The following is an 18385-nucleotide window of genomic DNA, read 5'->3' on the forward strand; positions in this document are numbered from 1 at the left end:
TTATTCCTCGCTAACATCATTCTATGTAGTGTTTTCTTATTCATTCTGAATAATAGGAAAGAGTGGGCATCTTCCCACTCCTACAGAATAAACCTATATTGTTACATTGAGTATATCATAAAGTACCTTTTCTTGCAAGTTAGAAGAGCGAAAGTTGATTGGTTCTAGGTAAATCTTGAATACATTCATGCTGAATTAAGGCTTCTATCACAGTTTTTGTTACCTTTGTTCGATCTCTTAGGTCTTCTATAGACAAAAATTCTCCATCTTTTCTAGCGGCTACAATGCTTCTGGCAGCATTTTGTCCTACCCCCTGCAGGGATTTCAGGGGCGGTAGTAGTTTTCTGTCCACAATCATGAAGCGGTCTGCATCAGACCCATACAAATCTACAGGTAATAAGCCTATCCCTCTACAATACATTTCAAGCACTACCTCTAAAACTGTTAGCAGGTTTTTTTCCTTTGCTGTCATAGTATTGCCCATGTTCTCTAATTCTATAATTTTACTTTTTACTACTTCCTTTCCTTTAACAATTAAATCAGCATCAAAATCTTCTGCCTTCATCGTAAAGTAAGTAGCATAAAAGGCTTCTGGAAAATGCACCTTAAAATAAGCGATTCTAAAGGACATCATGACATAGGCCACAGCATGAGCTTTAGGAAACATGTACTTTATTTTATTACAGGAGTCAATATACCACTTGGGCACATTGTTCTTCTCCATCATTTCCTCATCCTCCGGCCTCAAGCCTTTACCCTTCCTTACATTTTCCATGATTTTAAAGGAAGCTTTAGCTGGCAAGCCCTTTAAAATTAAATAATTCATAATGTCATCTCTGGTAGAAATAACATCCTTCAGTTCTGCTACATTCCCTCTGACTAAATCCTGAGCGTTATTTAGCCATACATCGGTTCCATGGGATAATCCACTGATTCTAAAAAGTTCTGCAAAGGTTTTAGGCTGAGTATCTACCAACATCTGCCTAACAAACTTTGTTCCAAACTCTGGTATGCCTAGAGTACCTACTTCACATTGATAATCTTTATCTTCTATGCCTAAAGCTTTTGTAGAAGTAAATATTCCCATCGTCATTTTATCGTCTAAAGGTATTTCTTGAGCGTTTAACTTCGTAATATCCTCCAGCATTCTAATAATGGTTGGTACGTCATGACCTAAAATATCCAATTTCAACAATCTACCGCTGATAGAATGGTAGTCAAAATGTGTTGTAATTACACCAGCATTCGGATCATTTGCAGGGTACTGTACAGGAGAAAACTCATGAATATCTCTATTGCTAGGAACAATCATAACGCCGCCAGGATGTTGCCCCGATGTTCTTTTTACCCCGGTGCATCCAGCTGTCAAACGATTCACTTCAGCTTGATTATAGCTGATTTGCTTTTCTTCTAAATATTTTTTTACAAAACCATAGGCGGTTTTATCTGCAATGGTTCCTATGGTCCCTGCTCTAAAAACCTTGCCTTCACCAAAGAGTTCTTCTGTATATCTATGGGCCTCGCTTTGATATTCGCCGGCAAAGTTCAAGTCTATATCTGGTTCCTTATCTGCTTCAAAGCCTAAGAAAACTTCAAAAGGTATATCATGACCATCCTTAATCAGTTGTTGGCTGCATTTAGGACATTGTTTATCCGGCAAATCTGCACCAGAACCAAAGGAGCCGTCTGTAATAAACTCTGAATATTTACATTCAGGACAAACATAGTGGGGAGGAAGAGGGTTTACCTCCGTGATATCACTCATGGTAGCAGCAAAAGAAGAACCTACCGATCCCCTTGAGCCTACCAGATACCCATCCTTTAAAGATTTTGTTACTAATTTTTGTGCAATGATATACATTACAGCATAGCCATTGTTGATAATAGAATTAACTTCTCTATCTAGCCTGTCTTTTACAATGGCTGGAAGAGGGTTACCATAAATTCTTTCAGCTTTTTCATAGCATAGACGTCTTAATTCTTCTTCAGAACCTTCTATTTCGGGAGGAAAGGTTCCATCGGGAATAGGAATTAAGGCATCAATTTTTCCATTGAGTAGATTAGGATAATCTATCACTACCTCTTTCGCTTTATCCTCTCCCAAATAAAGAAATTCCCCCAGCATCTCATCTGTGGTCCTTAAATACAAAGGTGCTTGGTTGTCTGCATCACTGTATCCCTGTCCAGCCATCAATATTTTTCTGTAGTATTCATCCCGTTGATGCAAAAAATGCACATCTCCGGTGGCTACAACTGGCATGTTAAATTGATCTCCTAATGCAACAATTCTTTGATTAATGGCTTTAATATCCTCAACACTACCAAGGATGCCTTTTTCTATGAGAAAGCTATTGTTTTCTAGTGGCTGAATTTCTAAATAGTCATAGTATTTAACAATGCTTTCTATCTCTTCTACAGCAGCATTATTTAGTAAAGCTTGAAAAAGCTCCCCAGCTTCACAGGCAGACCCTATGATAAGCCCCTCTCTATATTTATTTAGTAAACTTTTAGGAATTCTAGGTTTTTTATAAAAATAGTTTAAATGAGATTCACTAACAAGATGATATAGGTTTTTCAGTCCTGTTTGATTTTGTACTAAGAAAATGATGTGATAGGCATTTAATTTTGATATATCTACTTTTTTGCTCAAATGTTGGTTGATATCCTGAAGTGTAAATATATTTTTATCCTTCATCATCCCTATAAACTTGATAAACACCTCTGCTGTAGCTTCAGCATCCTCTACTGCTCTATGATGATTTTCCAATGCAATGCCTAAATCCTTTGCAATGATATTCAGTTTATGTCTTTTCAGGTGGTTTAATAGGATTCTAGACAATTTTAAGGTGTCTACCACTGGACTGCTTAGTCTACAACCTAGTTTTTTCGCATTTTCTCTTATAAAACCCATATCAAAGTCAGCATTGTGGGCTACCAAACAGCTGTTTCCAACAAACGCCAAAAATCTCGGCAATACTTCTTCAATCGTAGGAGCATCCTGAACCATTTGATTGGTAATACCCGTTAACTCTATGACTTTTTCAGGTATCGTCATTTCAGGATTCACCAATGCAGAAAAACGATCTACTACCTGCATGTCTTTTATTTTTACTGCACCTATTTCTGTAATTCTATCATTTTTATTGGAAAGTCCTGTTGTTTCAATATCAAAAATCACATACTCATCCTCTAATGAGTAGCTTCCCTCATCTATATTCACCAGCTTTTCTTCATCATTGACTACATAACCTTCCATACCATAAATGACTTTTATGCCAAATTCTTTTGATGCCTCCATAGCCTCAGGAAAAGCCTGTACAACACCGTGATCTGTTATGGCAATCGCCTTATGTCCCCACTTTGCCGCCATCTTAATTAAACTTGTTGTACTGCTAACTCCATCCATAGAGGACATCTGGGTATGTAGATGTAGTTCTATCCTTTTTTTCTCAGCTAGATCTTTTCTTTCTTCTTTTGTTACAGCAATTATATCTGAAGCCATGATGACATTTTCTCTTACATATTTGTCATAGAAAAGTTCACCCTTCACTCTAACATATTGTCCTTTTTTTAGGGTTTCCTTCATGCTGGGAGACTGATTCTTTCCTTCAAAAACTTTGACAGTAATAGAATTACTATAATCAGTAATATGGAAGGTGATTAAGGTCTTCCCACTGTTCAATAATCTATCCTCTATATGAAAAACTTCCCCTTCTACGATAACAGTTTCTAAATCATTGCCCAAGTCACACAACTTGATCACATTCCCCGAAAAGTTTTTACCCAAAAGAATAGGAGATGTTCCAGCAGAGGTTTTTTCACTAGCCTTTTGTTGGCTTTTTTCTTGAACAATACTTTCTTTTTTTATTTTGTCCAGCAAAAGAATATTTTCTTTTGCTTTTTGATCTTCATAACTGGACAAATCAAAATCTTTTTCATCATGGGAAAAAATCATGCATTTTATAGAAGCATTAAACTGTTTTTTAAAGTAACTCTGTATTTTCTTCTCTATATTACGCTCTTTTGCCTTTTGTGTAATAAAGGGTTCTGGTATTCTAATAGAAAATACATTATCTGCTATTTCCCAAGTCATTTGCTCTTCAACTGCTTTGATGGAGGGTACTTCTTTCCTAAGAAGAAAAATAAGATTCCTCCAGTTTAAGTTTATCAATTCTTCTAGGGACTGATATTGAAGATGATAGTTTATGTTGATTTCCACATCTTTTAAAGTCCCCATACTTTTTTTAAACTGTTTTCTTAAAAAGTATAGTTCCTCCTGATTAATAATCTCTGAAGCTTTTAAGTGTATAGCTAATTTTTTGCTTTTTTTATAAAACTTCAATCCTGCTAGAAAGGTTTTTTCTAATGAAGGGATTGATTTAACCCCAAAAGCATTCGCAAAATCATAAAAATTCATTTGTTTTAAAGGATCCATTTGGCTCCCCCTATTCTAATTTAACCAATATTTCAATATATCCTTATACATCTTTAGCCGCCAAACCATCCCTTTCGTAAGGCCTAGCTTTTCTTCCTTCATGACATGGCTTATATTCTTTAGCATCACCTGTTCTGTGATAATATGATGCTCTTTAATATACTTAGAAAGGGCTATCTCAAGACTATACCCCCTCATATTCAAACCAAGAATATCTTCTATTAAATGCCTTTTAAAAGCTCTTTGCCCTGATAAATTAGGTGCAATTTTTTGTGCTAAGTTGGTTATCATTCTGCCGGATTCAAAGATACCCACCGTCATCTCTACAGGATCTTCCAATAATGGTGCTATTAATGCTTCTATGTGTTGTTGTGTTAAACCTACTAAGTCAGCATCTAAAAACAATATAATTTCACCATTGCAGCGCTGCAAACCATGCTTTATCGCCTCTGCCTTACCCTTATTTTCGGGTAATCTTATTACAGTTATATCATCATATTCAGTAGCAATCAAGGCAGTGCGATCCTTTGAACCATCATCTACTACAATAATATTTGTGATCAATGAGGATTTTCTTAAAGGCTCTAATACATTCTTTATCCTCACTTCTTCGTTATAGGCAGGAATAATAGCAGATACCTTCATAAAAATACTCCTTCGCTACATATTTTCTATTTCATCCATCAATGTTTTTACAATTTCTTTTTCTGGAACTTTTTTGATGATTTCACCTTTTTTAAATAACAAACCTGACTCGATCCCGCCAGCAATGCCGATATCTGCATCCCTAGCCTCTCCGGGACCATTCACAGCACAACCCATGATAGCTACTTTTAATGGCTTTTTTAAGTGATTAATTTTTTTTTCAACTTCATTGGCTAAATCAATTAAATTGATTTGACATCTACCGCAGGTGGGGCAGGATATCAGGGTAATTTCATTCTTTATCAAGCCTAAAGACTTTAATATTTCTTTACCTACCTTGATCTCTTCAACTGGATCTCCTGTTAGTGAAACACGAATGGTATCTCCAATCCCCATTAATAGCAATGCTCCAATCCCAACAGATGACTTTATGGTTCCTCCCCATATTGTACCAGCTTCAGTAATCCCCAGATGTAGTGGATAGTCAACCCTATTTGCCATTTTTTTGTAAGCATCTACCGTTAAGTGCACATCGCTAGCCTTTAAAGAAATCACGATATTAAAAAAGTTCATTTCCTCAAGAACCGCTATATGAGCTAAGGCACTTTCTACCATTGCTTCTGCCGTAGGGTGTCCATACTTATCCAAGAGATTTTTTTCTAAAGACCCCGCATTGACACCTATTCTAATTTTAACATTCCTCTCCTTAGCAAGCTTCACCACTTCTCTTACCCTATTTTTATCTCCTATATTACCAGGGTTTAACCGCAGGCCATCGATGCCTTGTTTTAAAGATGCTAAAGCCAAACGATAATCAAAATGTATGTCCGCCACAATAGGAATAGTGGTTTGCAACTTGATATCTTTTAATGCTTCTGCCGCCTGCATATTTGGAACAGCCACTCTAACAATATCGCAACCTGCCTCCTGAAGTTTTTGAATTTGTTTTACAGTAGCAGCTACATCTCTGGTATCTGTCGTGGTCATAGATTGCACAGATATGGGGTGATTCCCACCAATGAAAATATTACCACATGTAACTTCTTTTGTATTTCTTCTCAAAATTTACCACCTCGATTAAACTGAATGAATTCCTCTAGCTAAAGCATGCCTATGCATTTTAATATAGCAGGAGGTACATTGCCTATATAATAAAATTAAAGGATAAAGAGGCCATACCTACTAACTACTAAAGAAAGTTAATATATCTTTATAAGTAATAATGATCATCAGTAACATTAGCAGTGCTAAGCCCACCATGTGAACAAAAGCTTCCTTGTCTGGATCAACTGGCTTACCTCTAAAAAGTTCAAATATCAAAAATAAAATTCTACTACCATCTAAAGCAGGGATGGGCAGCAAGTTTATGATCCCTAGATTGATGCTTATTAGGGCTGCTAAATATAGAACATTGTACAGGCCATCTCTACTAGCCTGACCCACTAAAGTTATAATACCCACCGGTCCAACAACTTCTGCAGAAATTGCCTGCCTTCTAAGTAATCTTCCAAAAAAACCCAACATTTCTACAACAATCATTCTTGTTTGTTCATAACTACCCCTTAATGCTAAAGTAAGAGACTTTTCTGTAGCTGGTACAATACCAATCATAAATCTATTGTTGCTTTCATCTATTTCTGGTTTTACCACTTTTTGAATTTTTTCATTATCCCGCATTAATTCAAGCTGTAATTCTTCACCCTGAGACGTATTTATTTCCTCTACTAAATGTTCCCAATCCCTTATGGTTACATTGTTGACAGATAGAATTTCGTCCTTTGGTTGAATCCCTACGATTTCTGCTGGTGAATTTTCTATGACTTGTTGTATTCTAGTGGTAGGCGCTCCCATGACATTGTAAAAAGTAATTACAAATAAAAGAATCGCTAAAATGAAGTTCATAAGAGGTCCAGCAAAGATTACCGCAATTCTTTCACCTACGGTTTTTTTGCTAAAACTTCTTAAGTCATTAGAAACCTCATCTTCTCCCTCCATCTTTACATAACCACCTATAGGTAAAATCCTTATGGAATAATCTGTTTCCCCTTTTTTGTACCTAAAGAGTTTAGGCCCCATACCTATAGCAAACTCATGGACTTTGATGCCCACCGCCTTAGCAATACTAAAATGTCCTAGTTCATGAATAAAAACCAGTAAACCAAATACAAAAATTGCTGTTAGGGCTGTTCTCAATATAAACACCTTCCTATCTTAATTCATTAACAATCCAACTTCTCACCCACTGTTCTAACATTTGCAGTTCTTCAGCAGTACTGTAGGAAAAGGCTTGATGAACCTCCATAACCCTTTCAATATATCTTGGTATATCATAGAAACTTATTTTGCTTTTTAAATAATAGTCCACCAACATTTCATTGGCAGCATTCAGAACACAGGGCATTGTGCCACCTATTTTCATAGCTTTGTAGGCCAAAGCTAAACAAGGAAATCGTTCTACATCTGGTTCTATAAAGGTTAAGTTATTCATTGTTTTAAAGTCTAATCTTGTTACCCCTCCTTCTACTCTTTCAGGATAAGAAAGGGCATATTGAATGGGCAGCTTCATATTAGGTACCCCTAGTTGTGCAATAATAGAAAAATCTTTAAGCTCAATCATGGAATGAATAATACTCTGAGGATGTATAATTACTTCTATTTTATCCACATCTACATGGAATAACCATTTTGCTTCAATTACTTCTAAACCTTTATTCATTAAAGTGGCAGAATCGATAGAAATTTTCTGTCCCATATTCCAATTTGGATGTTTTAAAGCCTCCTTAAAGGTAGCTTTTTCAATCTCTTCATAGGACCACTCCCTAAAAGGTCCTCCTGAAGCAGTAAGTATGATCTTAGAAATATCATTCATCTTTTCTCCATTCAAACATTGAAACACAGCAGAATGTTCACTATCTACGGGAAGAAGTTTTACATTGTTTTTATGGCATTCTTTCATCACCAATTCTCCTGCTGCCACTAATGTTTCTTTATTCGCCAATGCAACCGTCTTTTTACTTTTGACAGCCTCCAGTGTAGGTAAGAGCCCTATGCTTCCTACCACTGCGTTTAACACTAATTCAGCTTCATGGTAGGTTGCAACTTCAATTAAGCCTTCTATCCCTGAGGAAATTTTTACATTCGATGAAACTCTAGCCGCCAGGGTTTTTGCTTTTTCTTTATCAAAAACAGCAACAATTTTAGGCTGAAACTTTCGAATTTGTGCTTCCAATTCATCTATACTTTGCATAACAGCTAATCCAACAACTTTAAACTTTTCTGGATGTTCCCCTACAATTTCCAAGGTTTGCTTCCCAATGGAACCTGTAGATCCTAAAATGCTAATTTTTCTTGTCATCCCTTCACCTCTTATTTAATAAAATAAGCATTGCTTTAAGGCTATGCTTATTTTAAATTACTATTTTAATAAGATATATGCTATAAATTTTAATATACTAAGGTCTACATTTACAGTCCTCAGCTGGTCTTTTAGCCTAGAGGGAAACCGTAGACCCTATATATTAAAATTCAAGTCTAAAGGCGCATATCTATTAGTAAAACAAAAAAATAATAAACAATAGGAGCAGTAAATAATATACTGTCAAATCGATCTAATACTCCACCATGCCCAGGTATTAGATTTCCAAAGTCCTTCAGCCCTGTATATCTTTTAATTTGTGAGGCCGTTAAGTCCCCCACCTGAGAAATGATACTTCCAATCATCCCTAAAAAAATAAACATTACCATATATTCTATGAAAAACATATAAGCAAATATACCACATGACAACATGCTTCCGATCGTCCCGACAATTGCTCCCTCCACCGTCTTTTTAGGACTAATTTTAGGGCACAATTTTCTTTTGCCAAAAAAGTATCCTCCAAAGTATGCAAAGGTGTCAGTGGACCAGGCAATAATAAATATAAACCAAATCCCATTACTGTTGCTAAGATTGCTTGTTAAAATAATATGCCCTAAAAAAAATGCAACATATATGATGCCATAAAGCGACAAACTGATGTCTACAATGGTATACTTTGAATGATATAACAGTACTATACTAAATAAAAGAACGGTGATAAATACTAAAAAAAATAAATAATTCATAGCTATAGAGAGATAAAATCCAGTCAATAAAAACACTGTTACACCATAGGCTAACCAGCACATGGGTCGATAGCTTTTAAGTGTCATCGCATGATAAAATTCATTCAGACCTACCAATGCAATTAGCATGGTTGCTAAATATAAAAGAATACCTCCCTGTAAGACAATATAAATCAGCAAGGGGATTCCCACAAAACCACTGACTATTCTCTTTAACATGTAATCTCCCCCCTAAGTTCCACCGTATCGCCTTTGTCTGTTTTCAAAGTCCTTAATAGCTTCTAATAAGTGGGTACCAGTAAAATCCGGCCAGTATACGTCAGAGAACCAAAGTTCCGTATAGGCACTCTGCCATAAAAGAAAGTTACTTAGTCTATACTCACCACTTGTTCTAATTAATAAATCTGGATCTGGAATATCTCCAGTATCTAAATGTATTTTGATTAGATTTTCATCTATATCCTTCACATCAAACTGTTTTTTTGATAGTTTTTCAGCTATTTTTTTAACACATCTCACCATTTCATCCCGACTTCCATAGTTCAATGCAATATTTACACATAAGCCCTTGTTATTTTTTGTTAACTCTTTCGCTCTATGAATTTCAATCTTAACCGCCTCTGGAAATTTTGTAATATCTCCAATTGTATTAATTTTTACGTTGTTTTTATGTAATTCCTTGGCTTCCTTTTTTAAATATTCTACTAATAACTTCATTAAGGCAGATACTTCTTCTGAAGATCTTTTCCAATTTTCCGTTGAAAAAGCATATAGAGATAAGTACTTCACCCCTATGTTAGATGCAGTTTTTATCACATCTCTTAAGGCATTTACCCCTGAGCGATGCCCTAATGTTCTTGGTAAGTTCCTTTTTTTTGCCCACCTTCCATTTCCATCCATAATAATACCAATATGTTGAGGTATTTTTTCTTTATCCACATAAAGTTCCTGGGTATTTTTATTCTTGATCATGTCTTTGATTTTGTTCATTTACTCACCTCAAGTGTTTTTAAACCCCCAAACGGGGGCTTAAAAATAGGATATGATAAGCTCTATTTCATCCTGCGATACTCTTTTTGACCGTATAACTCTAGCACAGCCTTCTTCAACACAGGTTTTAGCAATACTCTCCTTTACATTAATCTTAAATGCATTAGATTCTAGTAAAAGTATAGCGTCTTCAATCTTATAGCCTAGAACATCCGGTAATGTCTCCAATCTTAAACCTCCAAAATTTCCTTTTCTTTTGCTTCCGCTAATTCATCAATTTTCTTTATAAATTGATCTGTAATTTTTTGCACCTCATCTTGCGCTGCTTTTAAATCATCTTCTGTAAGTTCTCCATCTTTGTGCATTTTCTTTAAATCATCATTTGCGTTTCTACGCTCGTTTCTAATAGCTACTTTACTATCTTCAGCTGTCTTTTTAACAATTTTTGTTAGATCTTTTCTTCTTTCTTCTGTGAGTTGTGGAATGTTTAGTCTTATCACTTTTCCATCATTAGAAGGGTTAATACCTAAGTCTGACTGCTGTATCGCCTTCTCAATTGTCCCCATAACCGATGGATCATAAGGTTGGATAGTAATTAGTCTTGGCTCGGGGGCAGCAACAGATGCAATTTGTTTTATAGGTGTCGCAGTGCCGTAGTAATCAATGCTAAGTCTGTCTAACATAGATGGATTTGCTCTACCAGCTCTTATGGCATTCAAGTCTTCTTTTAAAACCTTTAGCGTTTTGTTCATTTTTTCTTCTAGATTCTTATGTGTTTCTAATTTCATATTTTCTCCTCCCTTATATAAAATCTTTATTCACTAAATGTCACTATGTATATAGGTCCCAATTTTTTCACCATAAATCACCTTTAGAATGTTTTCTGGCTCATCTAAGCTAAATACTTTGATAGGTATTTTATTATCCATACATAAAGAAGTTGCCGTAGAGTCCATCACCTTCAACTCTAACTTTAAAACATCTAGATAAGTTAATTCTTCAAATTTTTTCGCATCTTGATTAATATGTGGATCTTTATCATATACAGCATCTACTTTTTTAGCCAATAAAATAATATCAGCTTCGATTTCTGCTGCCCTCAATGCTGCTGTAGTATCAGTCGAAAAATAAGGATTACCTGTGCCAGCTGCAAAAATAACCGCTCTATTTTTCTCTAGATGTCTTACAGCTCTTCTTCTGATGTAAGGCTCTGCAATTTGTCGCATTTCGATGGCTGTTTGCACCCTTGTAACAATATTAATATTCTCTAAAGCATCCTGTAGGGCTAATGAATTAATGACTGTAGCCATCATTCCCATGTAGTCAGCGGTTGTTCGATCCATGCCTTCTCCGCTTCTTCCTCTCCAAAAATTCCCCCCGCCAACAACAATCGCCACTTGTACCCCTTGCTCTGAAATAGCCTTGATCTGTAGGGCAATGTTATTAATGGTATCTGTATCTAATCCAAAACCTTTTTGTCCCGCCAATGCTTCTCCACTAAGTTTTAATAGAACCCTTTTATACAGAGGTGTTCTCATATAGGAGCCTCCAATCTAATTATTTCTACAATCAGTAAAAAAATCCTTTATTTTATCTATAGTTTTCACTAAAAAACTTTATTTAACACAAAAAAAATAACAGCGTCTTCAAAAAGTATTTATTTGAAAAGAGAACACGAAAGTGTTCTCTCAACAAAGCTATTGTCCCATTTGTTTTGCTACTTCTTCTGCGAAGTTTTCTTCTTTCTTCTCTAATCCTTCTCCAACTTCAAATCTTACGAATCTTCTTATACTTAAGTTTTCTCCGATTTTAGAAATTTTCTCTGTTAACAATCCACCAACAGTAATATCAGGATTTTTCACAAAAGGCTGCTCTAATAAACAAACTTCCTTGTAATATTTCTCAATTCTACCTTCTACCATTTTATCTACAATTTTTTCTGGTTTGCCTTCATTTAAAGCTTGCTTTCTTAGAATTTCTTTTTCTTTTTCAATTTCATCCTGAGGTACTTCTTCCTTACTAACATAGAAAGGATTAGATGCTGCGATCTGCATAGCTACATCTTTAACAAACTCTTTAAATTCTTGATTTTTAGCAACAAAGTCAGTTTCAGAGTTTACTTCTACTAATACGCCAATTCTGCCACCATGTATGTATGATTCTACCAATCCTTCTGCTGCTATTCTTCCTGCCTTTTTAGCAACAGCAGCAAGTCCCTTTTCTCTTAAAATCTCTACAGCCTTGTCCATATTTCCAGCTGCATCTGTTAAGGCTTTTTTGCAATCCATCATACCGGCTCCAGTTTTTTCTCTCAGTTCTTTTACCATTGCTGCAGTAATATTCATTAATAACGCCTCCCTAAAATATTTTTAAAGGTAAGGACGTAAGGGAATATTCCCTAAGCCCTTACCTTCTCATTGTATAGTATTAACTATTCTTCAATTTGGAATCCTTGTCTTCCTTCTATTACAGCATTTGCTATAGTAGCAGTAAGCAGCTTTACAGCTCTAATTGCATCATCATTACCTGGGATCACATAATCAACATCATCAGGATCACAATTAGTATCTACAATTGATACTACAGGTATACCCAATGTATGAGCTTCCTTGATAGCAATTCTTTCTTTTCTTGGATCTACAACAAAAAGTGCACTAGGCATTTCTTTCATATCTTTAATACCGCCTAAGAACTTTTCTAGTTTTTCCATTTCATTTCTAAGCTTAATAACTTCTTTTTTAGGAAGTACATCAAATGTACCATCCTCTTCCATCGTTTCTAATTGACGAAGACGGTCAATACGATTTTTAATGGTATTGTAATTTGTTAACATACCACCTAACCATCTTTGGTTAACAAAGTACATACCGCATCTTTTTGCTTCTTCTTCTATAGCTTCTTGTGCCTGCTTTTTTGTTCCTACAAAAAGAATGGTTTTTCCTTCAGAAGCTAATTCCCTAACAATATCATAGCACTCTTCTACTTTTTTTACAGTTTTTTGAAGATCTATGATATAAATACCATTCCTCTCTGTAAAAATATACTCTGACATTTTAGGGTTCCATCTTCTTGTTTGATGTCCAAAGTGAACGCCTGCTTCTAATAATTGTTTCATTGAAATTACTGACATTTTACTACCTCCTTTAGTTTTTTCCTCCATCTTACTCATCTCAATACAGAACCCTTTGAGGCACTACTGCATTGATTATAAGATGTGTGTTTTATCACCTTTTGTATTCTAACACAATGAAAAACATTTATCAATACATATTTTTCAAATTTTACTATAATTATTGTCAACAAATGTATTTTTTATTAGTGTTTTTTATCAAAATTTTATTCATTCATATCCATATACTCGACCAGTAACCCTGGTTTTTTCCCTGGTTTCTATCAAATTATTCTCCAACGCATTTAATTCTATAGAAAGTTGATTCATCGTATCTTCTCTAGTTGCATTTTCCTGTGTTATATTTTCTCGACTTATGCTTTCTTGAAGAACCTTTTCATTTCTTGTAACCTCAATAAAAGGATCGCTGTTTTGCAAGCTATCTATAGGCTGACCAGTAAGTAATATATTTATAACAGCAGCTATGATCATTCCTATTCCTATTCCTATAGCTAAGCTTTGAATAGAAAACTGTTTCAATAAATTCACCTCATTTTACTAGTTTTACAACCATCTCAACCTCTCGAATGCTTTTATTCAGCTTTCTTGCGATTTCCTCTAGATTATTGGTTTCCTTATATAATTCAATAATATCTTTGTTTTTTTGAAGAAATTTGTTGTAATTTAGAATATGGTTGAAATGCTCATGATCATTGGCCTCATAAGTAGATACAGTACAATTTTCTATGGATTTCTCTTTAACATCTGGCAGATTTGTTATATATTCTCTCAACAGAGCTACTTCGCTTGTAAGTTTATGTATTTCATGACTTAGCTTCAGATGTCCTTCGCCTATTAAAGCTTCGAGTTTTTTTAAGTCTTTTTCATTAGGATTAAGGGAAGAAAGGTGATTTTGAGAAAAAGAATGATCCTTTTGTCGCAATAAAATATATAAAGCTATAAAAATAGTAAACATCCCAGTTATAACAATAATGATATTATAATCCATGACACACTCCTTAAATTCAAATGAAAATATCTAATTTTTGACCTTTTTCTTTAGCACATCTTATTTTGTTCTTTTGCTTCGTTGTTTTTTTTTCTGGGTTTTGAGAAGATTTAGACTTTTGTTGCCTGCTTTGAGACTGCTCTTTATTATCTTTAGTAATTTTTTTCCCCTGGGTATCCTCAGTATGCTTTACTTTATTTCTATTTTGCTCTACTTGATTTTTTTCAGTGTTTTGCAAAAATGTATTTGTGTCTCTTATTTTATTAAAATCATTTTGTTTTTCTTTAGATTCCATAAGCGTATTATTTAGGGTCAGATGATAATCAATGGGTTTAATAGACATATTTTCACCACCTATTTTTCATAGGGACCAATGATGATTTCCCCTTCTTTTACACATAAGGTGCACATAGATAGTTCATCATATATGTGCCTTGCAGCATTTAATATGCTGACTTTTACACCAGGATAGATTTTTATAGAAGCATGTACCTTTCCTCTGGATAAATCTTGTGCCCTCAGCTCAAAACGCTTCAATTTATCCTTAAGTTCTTTATAATTCTCTTTTAAGTAATCATAAGTTTTTACAGACTTAACCAAAAGCTCTTTTTTGCTTTCCTCTAAACTTGAATTTTTGCCCATTTTATTTAAAAGTTCGATAGTTTTCTTTAAATTGCTTAAGTTTTTTTCAATTTCACTAACTTCTAGCTTCATTTTTTCGTAATTTGATTTTTCCTCAGGATCTATACCTACTTCAATTTTCGTATTGGTCCCCATATGAGAACCAATCACCTTCGCTCTTATTTCTTCTCCGGCCCTCACCTGGCCTCCAACAATTAGCCCCCGTTTTCCAACAACAGTAATGCTTTTTTTTGCGATCACATCACTGTGAAGTATACAATCCGATTCAATGTTTTCTAAGCTCTTAATCTTAGTATTTTCGATATACTTAGCCACTAAGCTTCCTTCACACTCTAAATAAGACTGATTATTGCCTTGAATCCCTCTATTAAGAATAATATCGCCTTTTGCTATTAAGGTTGCTCCTTCTACCACACCATTGACCTGTATATCTCCATCTGCCTCAACCGTAAACCCTGACTTAACATTCCCCTTAACCACTACTTTACCATTAAATTTAATATTTCCTGTTGCATGCCCTACATCCCCTGAAACCTCATATACTTCACTTACATGCAACTTCCCATCTTTTATAAGAACTTGACCTTCAACTTTAGAATAAAGCTTAAGGCCGTCTTCGCTTTCTACTACATTTTTTCCCAAAATTGTTTTTGTTGGTTTTCCTTTTTGTGGTGTTATTTCATTACCAAAGACATCCATCCCACAAATTCCATCAGTAGGAGGAATAACTTCAGCCAATAACTGCCCTTTTTTGACATTTGTTATTAAGTCTAACTGTTTAAAATTTACTGTTCCATCCTCCAATACTTGAGGCTTAGACTGCTTATGTATCGCAACATGGTATAGTATTCTACCATTTTCTCCATGCTGAGGTTCTTTACCCTCAGCAATCAAAATTTCTTCATCAAAAATACTATTGTAAAGGATTGTATTTATTTTTTTCTCATCTATACCATATAAAACACCTTTTTCCCTGAGGGCTTCTTTGGCATCTTCAAACGTAATATCCTTGCCACCAAGGGCTTTGGTAATCACAACATATGCCTGGAGCCTATCCTTAGAGATACTTATTACAATGCTTCCATCTAATAAGTGCTCCTCCTGGTATGGTGCTATTTTTGTTGGCTCACCTATATTCTTTCCTAGACATTCATGAATAGCTTCTATATTCAATTCAATCACAGACTTTTTTTCTAAATAATCCAATACTTCCTTCGTCTTTTCCTGAAGATTTTTTTCTGTAGCTCTTGTAACAGTCATATAAACACCCTCTGGAAGATAATCAATGCGAAAAAAATCTTCATCTAAATATAAGCTTAGAGCCTCCATAGCCTGGGGCTGTATTTCTTCATTTTCATTATTTAATTCACTATTCAATAAAAATTTTTCAACGTTTTCCTGTTTTTCACTTATCTTCAGGCGAATAGATTTCTTTTTCAAAATCAAAGAGGTTTTCTCTTCTAAAATTTCTACCTCTACTTCTTCAAGTTTTAGTTTCAGTTCCTCTAACCCTTTGCTTAAAGCAGCTTCATAATTTTTTCCTTCGACAATAATATCTTTCACTGCTCCCACGCCCCTTTAAGATTGCTATTAAAGTTGAATAATTTTTGATTTCAGTCTACTGATTGCTTTTGAATGCAACTGGGAAACCCTTGATTCAGATATCCCTAAAACTTCTCCAATCTCTTTATAGGTTACCTCACTATAATAATATAAAGAGATTACTTGTCTTTCACGTTCTGGTAATCTGTCTATATTATATTGTAGTAAATGATGCATCTCATTATTACAAACAAGATCTTCTGGTGAACTTTCATGGGTTCTTAAACAATCTGTTATATTGCCATCGTATAACTTTTCCTCCAAAGATACGATATTGAAACTATTAATCTGCTGCAAGATACTATACAGCTCATCTAATGACAGATTTAATTCTGTTGCTACCTCCACATCTGTAGCATTTCTTCCCAGCTTATTTTCTAACTTGTTATAAGCTTCTTCAACTAATTTTGATTTTTGTCTTATAGACCTTGGCACCCAATCTAAATTTCTTAATTGATCAATAATTGCACCCTTAATTCGTATTTGTGCATAAGTTTGAAACTTCACTTGTTTATTTATATCAAATTTTTCTATAGCATCCAATAGGCCAAATATACCATAACTAACTAGATCATCGTATTCTATATTGGAGCCATAAGTAGTACATAGTCTACCAGCAATCACCTTTACCAATTCAATGTATTTTTCTATGAGACAATTTTTAGCTTCTAAGTCATTGTTCGTTTTATATTTTTGCCATAGGCTATGGTACTCCATCGAAAAACCTCCTGGCTTATATTCTTCTAAATCTCTTTAACACCATGTCCTATTGTTTTTACTAATAATTTTCCAGTATCGCCGTAAACTTCTATCGTCCTTCCATGATTCCCTCCTGTGTCTTCAGCTAACAGAGGAATTTTTAAATCTTGCAGCACTTCTTTTGTAGCTACTACATTTCTGTAGCCAATCTTCATTACATCGCTATTGCCGCCAAAAGAAAACATTTGAGCACCACCGGCTATTTTTGCAACAGTCCTGCTCTTATTTCCCCCTGCTTTTATCATTTCTTCCAGTAATATATTGATTGCAGTATCAGCAAATTTAGCTTTATTGTTATTATTCTTTATTTGATTACTGTTGGGCAGCATGATATGGGCTAATCCAATAATTTGAACTTTTAAATCATATAATGCAATACCTACACAAGAACCTAATCCTAGTGTGGTTAGCACCTCAGGAAACTTTGTAATTTTTAAATCAGCCATCCCAACCTTAATTGTTTTTTGCATTTATTCATACACTCCTAGACTTTTTAATAAAGTACCAAAGGATGTAGCATTCGGTATTAAAAAGAAATTTGCTTTTACTAAATCATTGCCATCCCTTAACTTTGTTTCAATGAGCAATACTTTGTCTGTTACAAAACCAAACTGGATTGCTGGAACACTTAAAATAGCGCCTGCCATATCTACACAGAGGGAAGGAACCGAAAGTGTCAAATTGAGGCCAGTTAGCGTAGAAAGAGAAGCAATATAGGAGCCGGATAATATATTGCCTACCTCCTGCAATGCTGAGTGATCCATTTCGTCTAATTCCTTTGAATAATCTTCTCTTCCCATAAGTATACTCGTTAATATTTTAGAAGAAACAATATCTAATAAAAACATAATATTACCATCCAAATCTCCATCAAGGTTGAAGTATATCCCAGCCACAACACTTTCTTCTCCCCCTAATGTGCTGACCACATCGTTAAAGTCCAAAATTTTTACATTTGGAACCTCCATATCAATTTTTTTATCTAGCATATTCGCTAAGGCAGTAGCTGCATTTCCTGCACCTATGTTGCCAATTTCTCTTAAGACATCTAGATGCATATTGTTTAAATTTTCCAAATTCAACATTTCCA

Annotated in this window: 19 protein-coding genes; all 19 read right to left on the reverse strand. The window is 34.7% G+C overall.

Annotated features, from left to right (window positions below):
• Positions 1-139 precede the first annotated feature (139 nt).
• Complete coding sequence (locus tag BJL90_RS16345) at positions 140-4435, reverse strand: PolC-type DNA polymerase III (protein ID WP_081562053.1); 4296 nt, start codon at positions 4433-4435, stop codon at positions 140-142.
• Between the two features lie 15 nt (positions 4436-4450).
• Positions 4451-5080: a glycosyltransferase family 2 protein gene (locus tag BJL90_RS16350; RefSeq protein ID WP_070970422.1), complete on the reverse strand. Its 630-nt coding sequence runs from the start codon at positions 5078-5080 to the stop codon at positions 4451-4453.
• A 15-nt stretch (positions 5081-5095) separates the two neighbouring features.
• Entirely contained in the window at positions 5096-6142 is a 1047-nt protein-coding gene (gene ispG, locus BJL90_RS16355; protein WP_081562054.1) for a flavodoxin-dependent (E)-4-hydroxy-3-methylbut-2-enyl-diphosphate synthase, read from the reverse strand.
• Between the two features lie 120 nt (positions 6143-6262).
• On the reverse strand, positions 6263-7282 hold the full coding sequence (gene rseP / locus BJL90_RS16360; RefSeq protein WP_236904939.1) for an RIP metalloprotease RseP: 1020 nt from the start codon (positions 7280-7282) through the stop codon (positions 6263-6265).
• A 4-nt stretch (positions 7283-7286) separates the two neighbouring features.
• Complete coding sequence (locus tag BJL90_RS16365) at positions 7287-8435, reverse strand: 1-deoxy-D-xylulose-5-phosphate reductoisomerase (protein ID WP_070970432.1); 1149 nt, start codon at positions 8433-8435, stop codon at positions 7287-7289.
• A gap of 176 nt (positions 8436-8611) precedes the next feature.
• Entirely contained in the window at positions 8612-9403 is a 792-nt protein-coding gene (locus BJL90_RS16370) for a phosphatidate cytidylyltransferase (RefSeq protein ID WP_070970436.1), read from the reverse strand.
• Between the two features lie 12 nt (positions 9404-9415).
• The gene (locus tag BJL90_RS16375; protein WP_070970439.1) at positions 9416-10174 is read right to left on the reverse strand and encodes an isoprenyl transferase; all 759 of its coding nucleotides are present in this window, start codon (positions 10172-10174) and stop codon (positions 9416-9418) included.
• Positions 10175-10213: 39 nt separating this feature from the next.
• Positions 10214-10402 (reverse strand): PASTA domain-containing protein, encoded by a 189-nt coding sequence (locus BJL90_RS16380; protein WP_070970442.1) that lies wholly within the window; start codon positions 10400-10402, stop codon positions 10214-10216.
• A 2-nt stretch (positions 10403-10404) separates the two neighbouring features.
• Positions 10405-10962: a ribosome recycling factor gene (gene frr, locus BJL90_RS16385; RefSeq protein WP_070970445.1), complete on the reverse strand. Its 558-nt coding sequence runs from the start codon at positions 10960-10962 to the stop codon at positions 10405-10407.
• Between the two features lie 33 nt (positions 10963-10995).
• Positions 10996-11712, reverse strand: a complete 717-nt coding sequence (gene pyrH / locus BJL90_RS16390; protein WP_070970448.1) for a UMP kinase — start codon at positions 11710-11712, stop codon at positions 10996-10998.
• Positions 11713-11871: 159 nt separating this feature from the next.
• Complete coding sequence (gene tsf / locus BJL90_RS16395; RefSeq protein WP_070970451.1) at positions 11872-12519, reverse strand: translation elongation factor Ts; 648 nt, start codon at positions 12517-12519, stop codon at positions 11872-11874.
• An 86-nt stretch (positions 12520-12605) separates the two neighbouring features.
• A complete protein-coding gene (gene rpsB / locus BJL90_RS16400) occupies positions 12606-13304 on the reverse strand; it encodes a 30S ribosomal protein S2 (RefSeq protein WP_070970454.1) in 699 nt (232 codons plus the stop codon).
• Between the two features lie 210 nt (positions 13305-13514).
• The gene (locus BJL90_RS16405) at positions 13515-13832 is read right to left on the reverse strand and encodes a hypothetical protein (protein ID WP_156778832.1); all 318 of its coding nucleotides are present in this window, start codon (positions 13830-13832) and stop codon (positions 13515-13517) included.
• 1 nt (position 13833) lies between these two features.
• On the reverse strand, positions 13834-14292 hold the full coding sequence (locus BJL90_RS16410) for a hypothetical protein (protein WP_070970460.1): 459 nt from the start codon (positions 14290-14292) through the stop codon (positions 13834-13836).
• 16 nt (positions 14293-14308) lie between these two features.
• The gene (locus BJL90_RS16415; RefSeq protein ID WP_070970464.1) at positions 14309-14635 is read right to left on the reverse strand and encodes a hypothetical protein; all 327 of its coding nucleotides are present in this window, start codon (positions 14633-14635) and stop codon (positions 14309-14311) included.
• 11 nt (positions 14636-14646) lie between these two features.
• Complete coding sequence (locus tag BJL90_RS16420; protein WP_169824233.1) at positions 14647-16497, reverse strand: DUF342 domain-containing protein; 1851 nt, start codon at positions 16495-16497, stop codon at positions 14647-14649.
• Between the two features lie 27 nt (positions 16498-16524).
• Entirely contained in the window at positions 16525-17253 is a 729-nt protein-coding gene (locus BJL90_RS16425; RefSeq protein WP_070970466.1) for a FliA/WhiG family RNA polymerase sigma factor, read from the reverse strand.
• A 26-nt stretch (positions 17254-17279) separates the two neighbouring features.
• Positions 17280-17765: a chemotaxis protein CheD gene (locus BJL90_RS16430; protein WP_070970469.1), complete on the reverse strand. Its 486-nt coding sequence runs from the start codon at positions 17763-17765 to the stop codon at positions 17280-17282.
• Positions 17766-18380 carry a chemotaxis protein CheC gene (locus tag BJL90_RS16435; protein ID WP_236904940.1) on the reverse strand — a complete coding sequence of 205 codons (615 nt, stop codon included), beginning with the start codon at positions 18378-18380 and terminating at the stop codon, positions 17766-17768.
• Positions 18381-18385: the final 5 nt, after the last annotated feature.

The sequence above is a fragment of the Clostridium formicaceticum genome, assembly GCF_001854185.1.
GTDB lineage: Bacteria > Bacillota > Clostridia > Peptostreptococcales > Natronincolaceae > Andreesenella > Andreesenella formicacetica.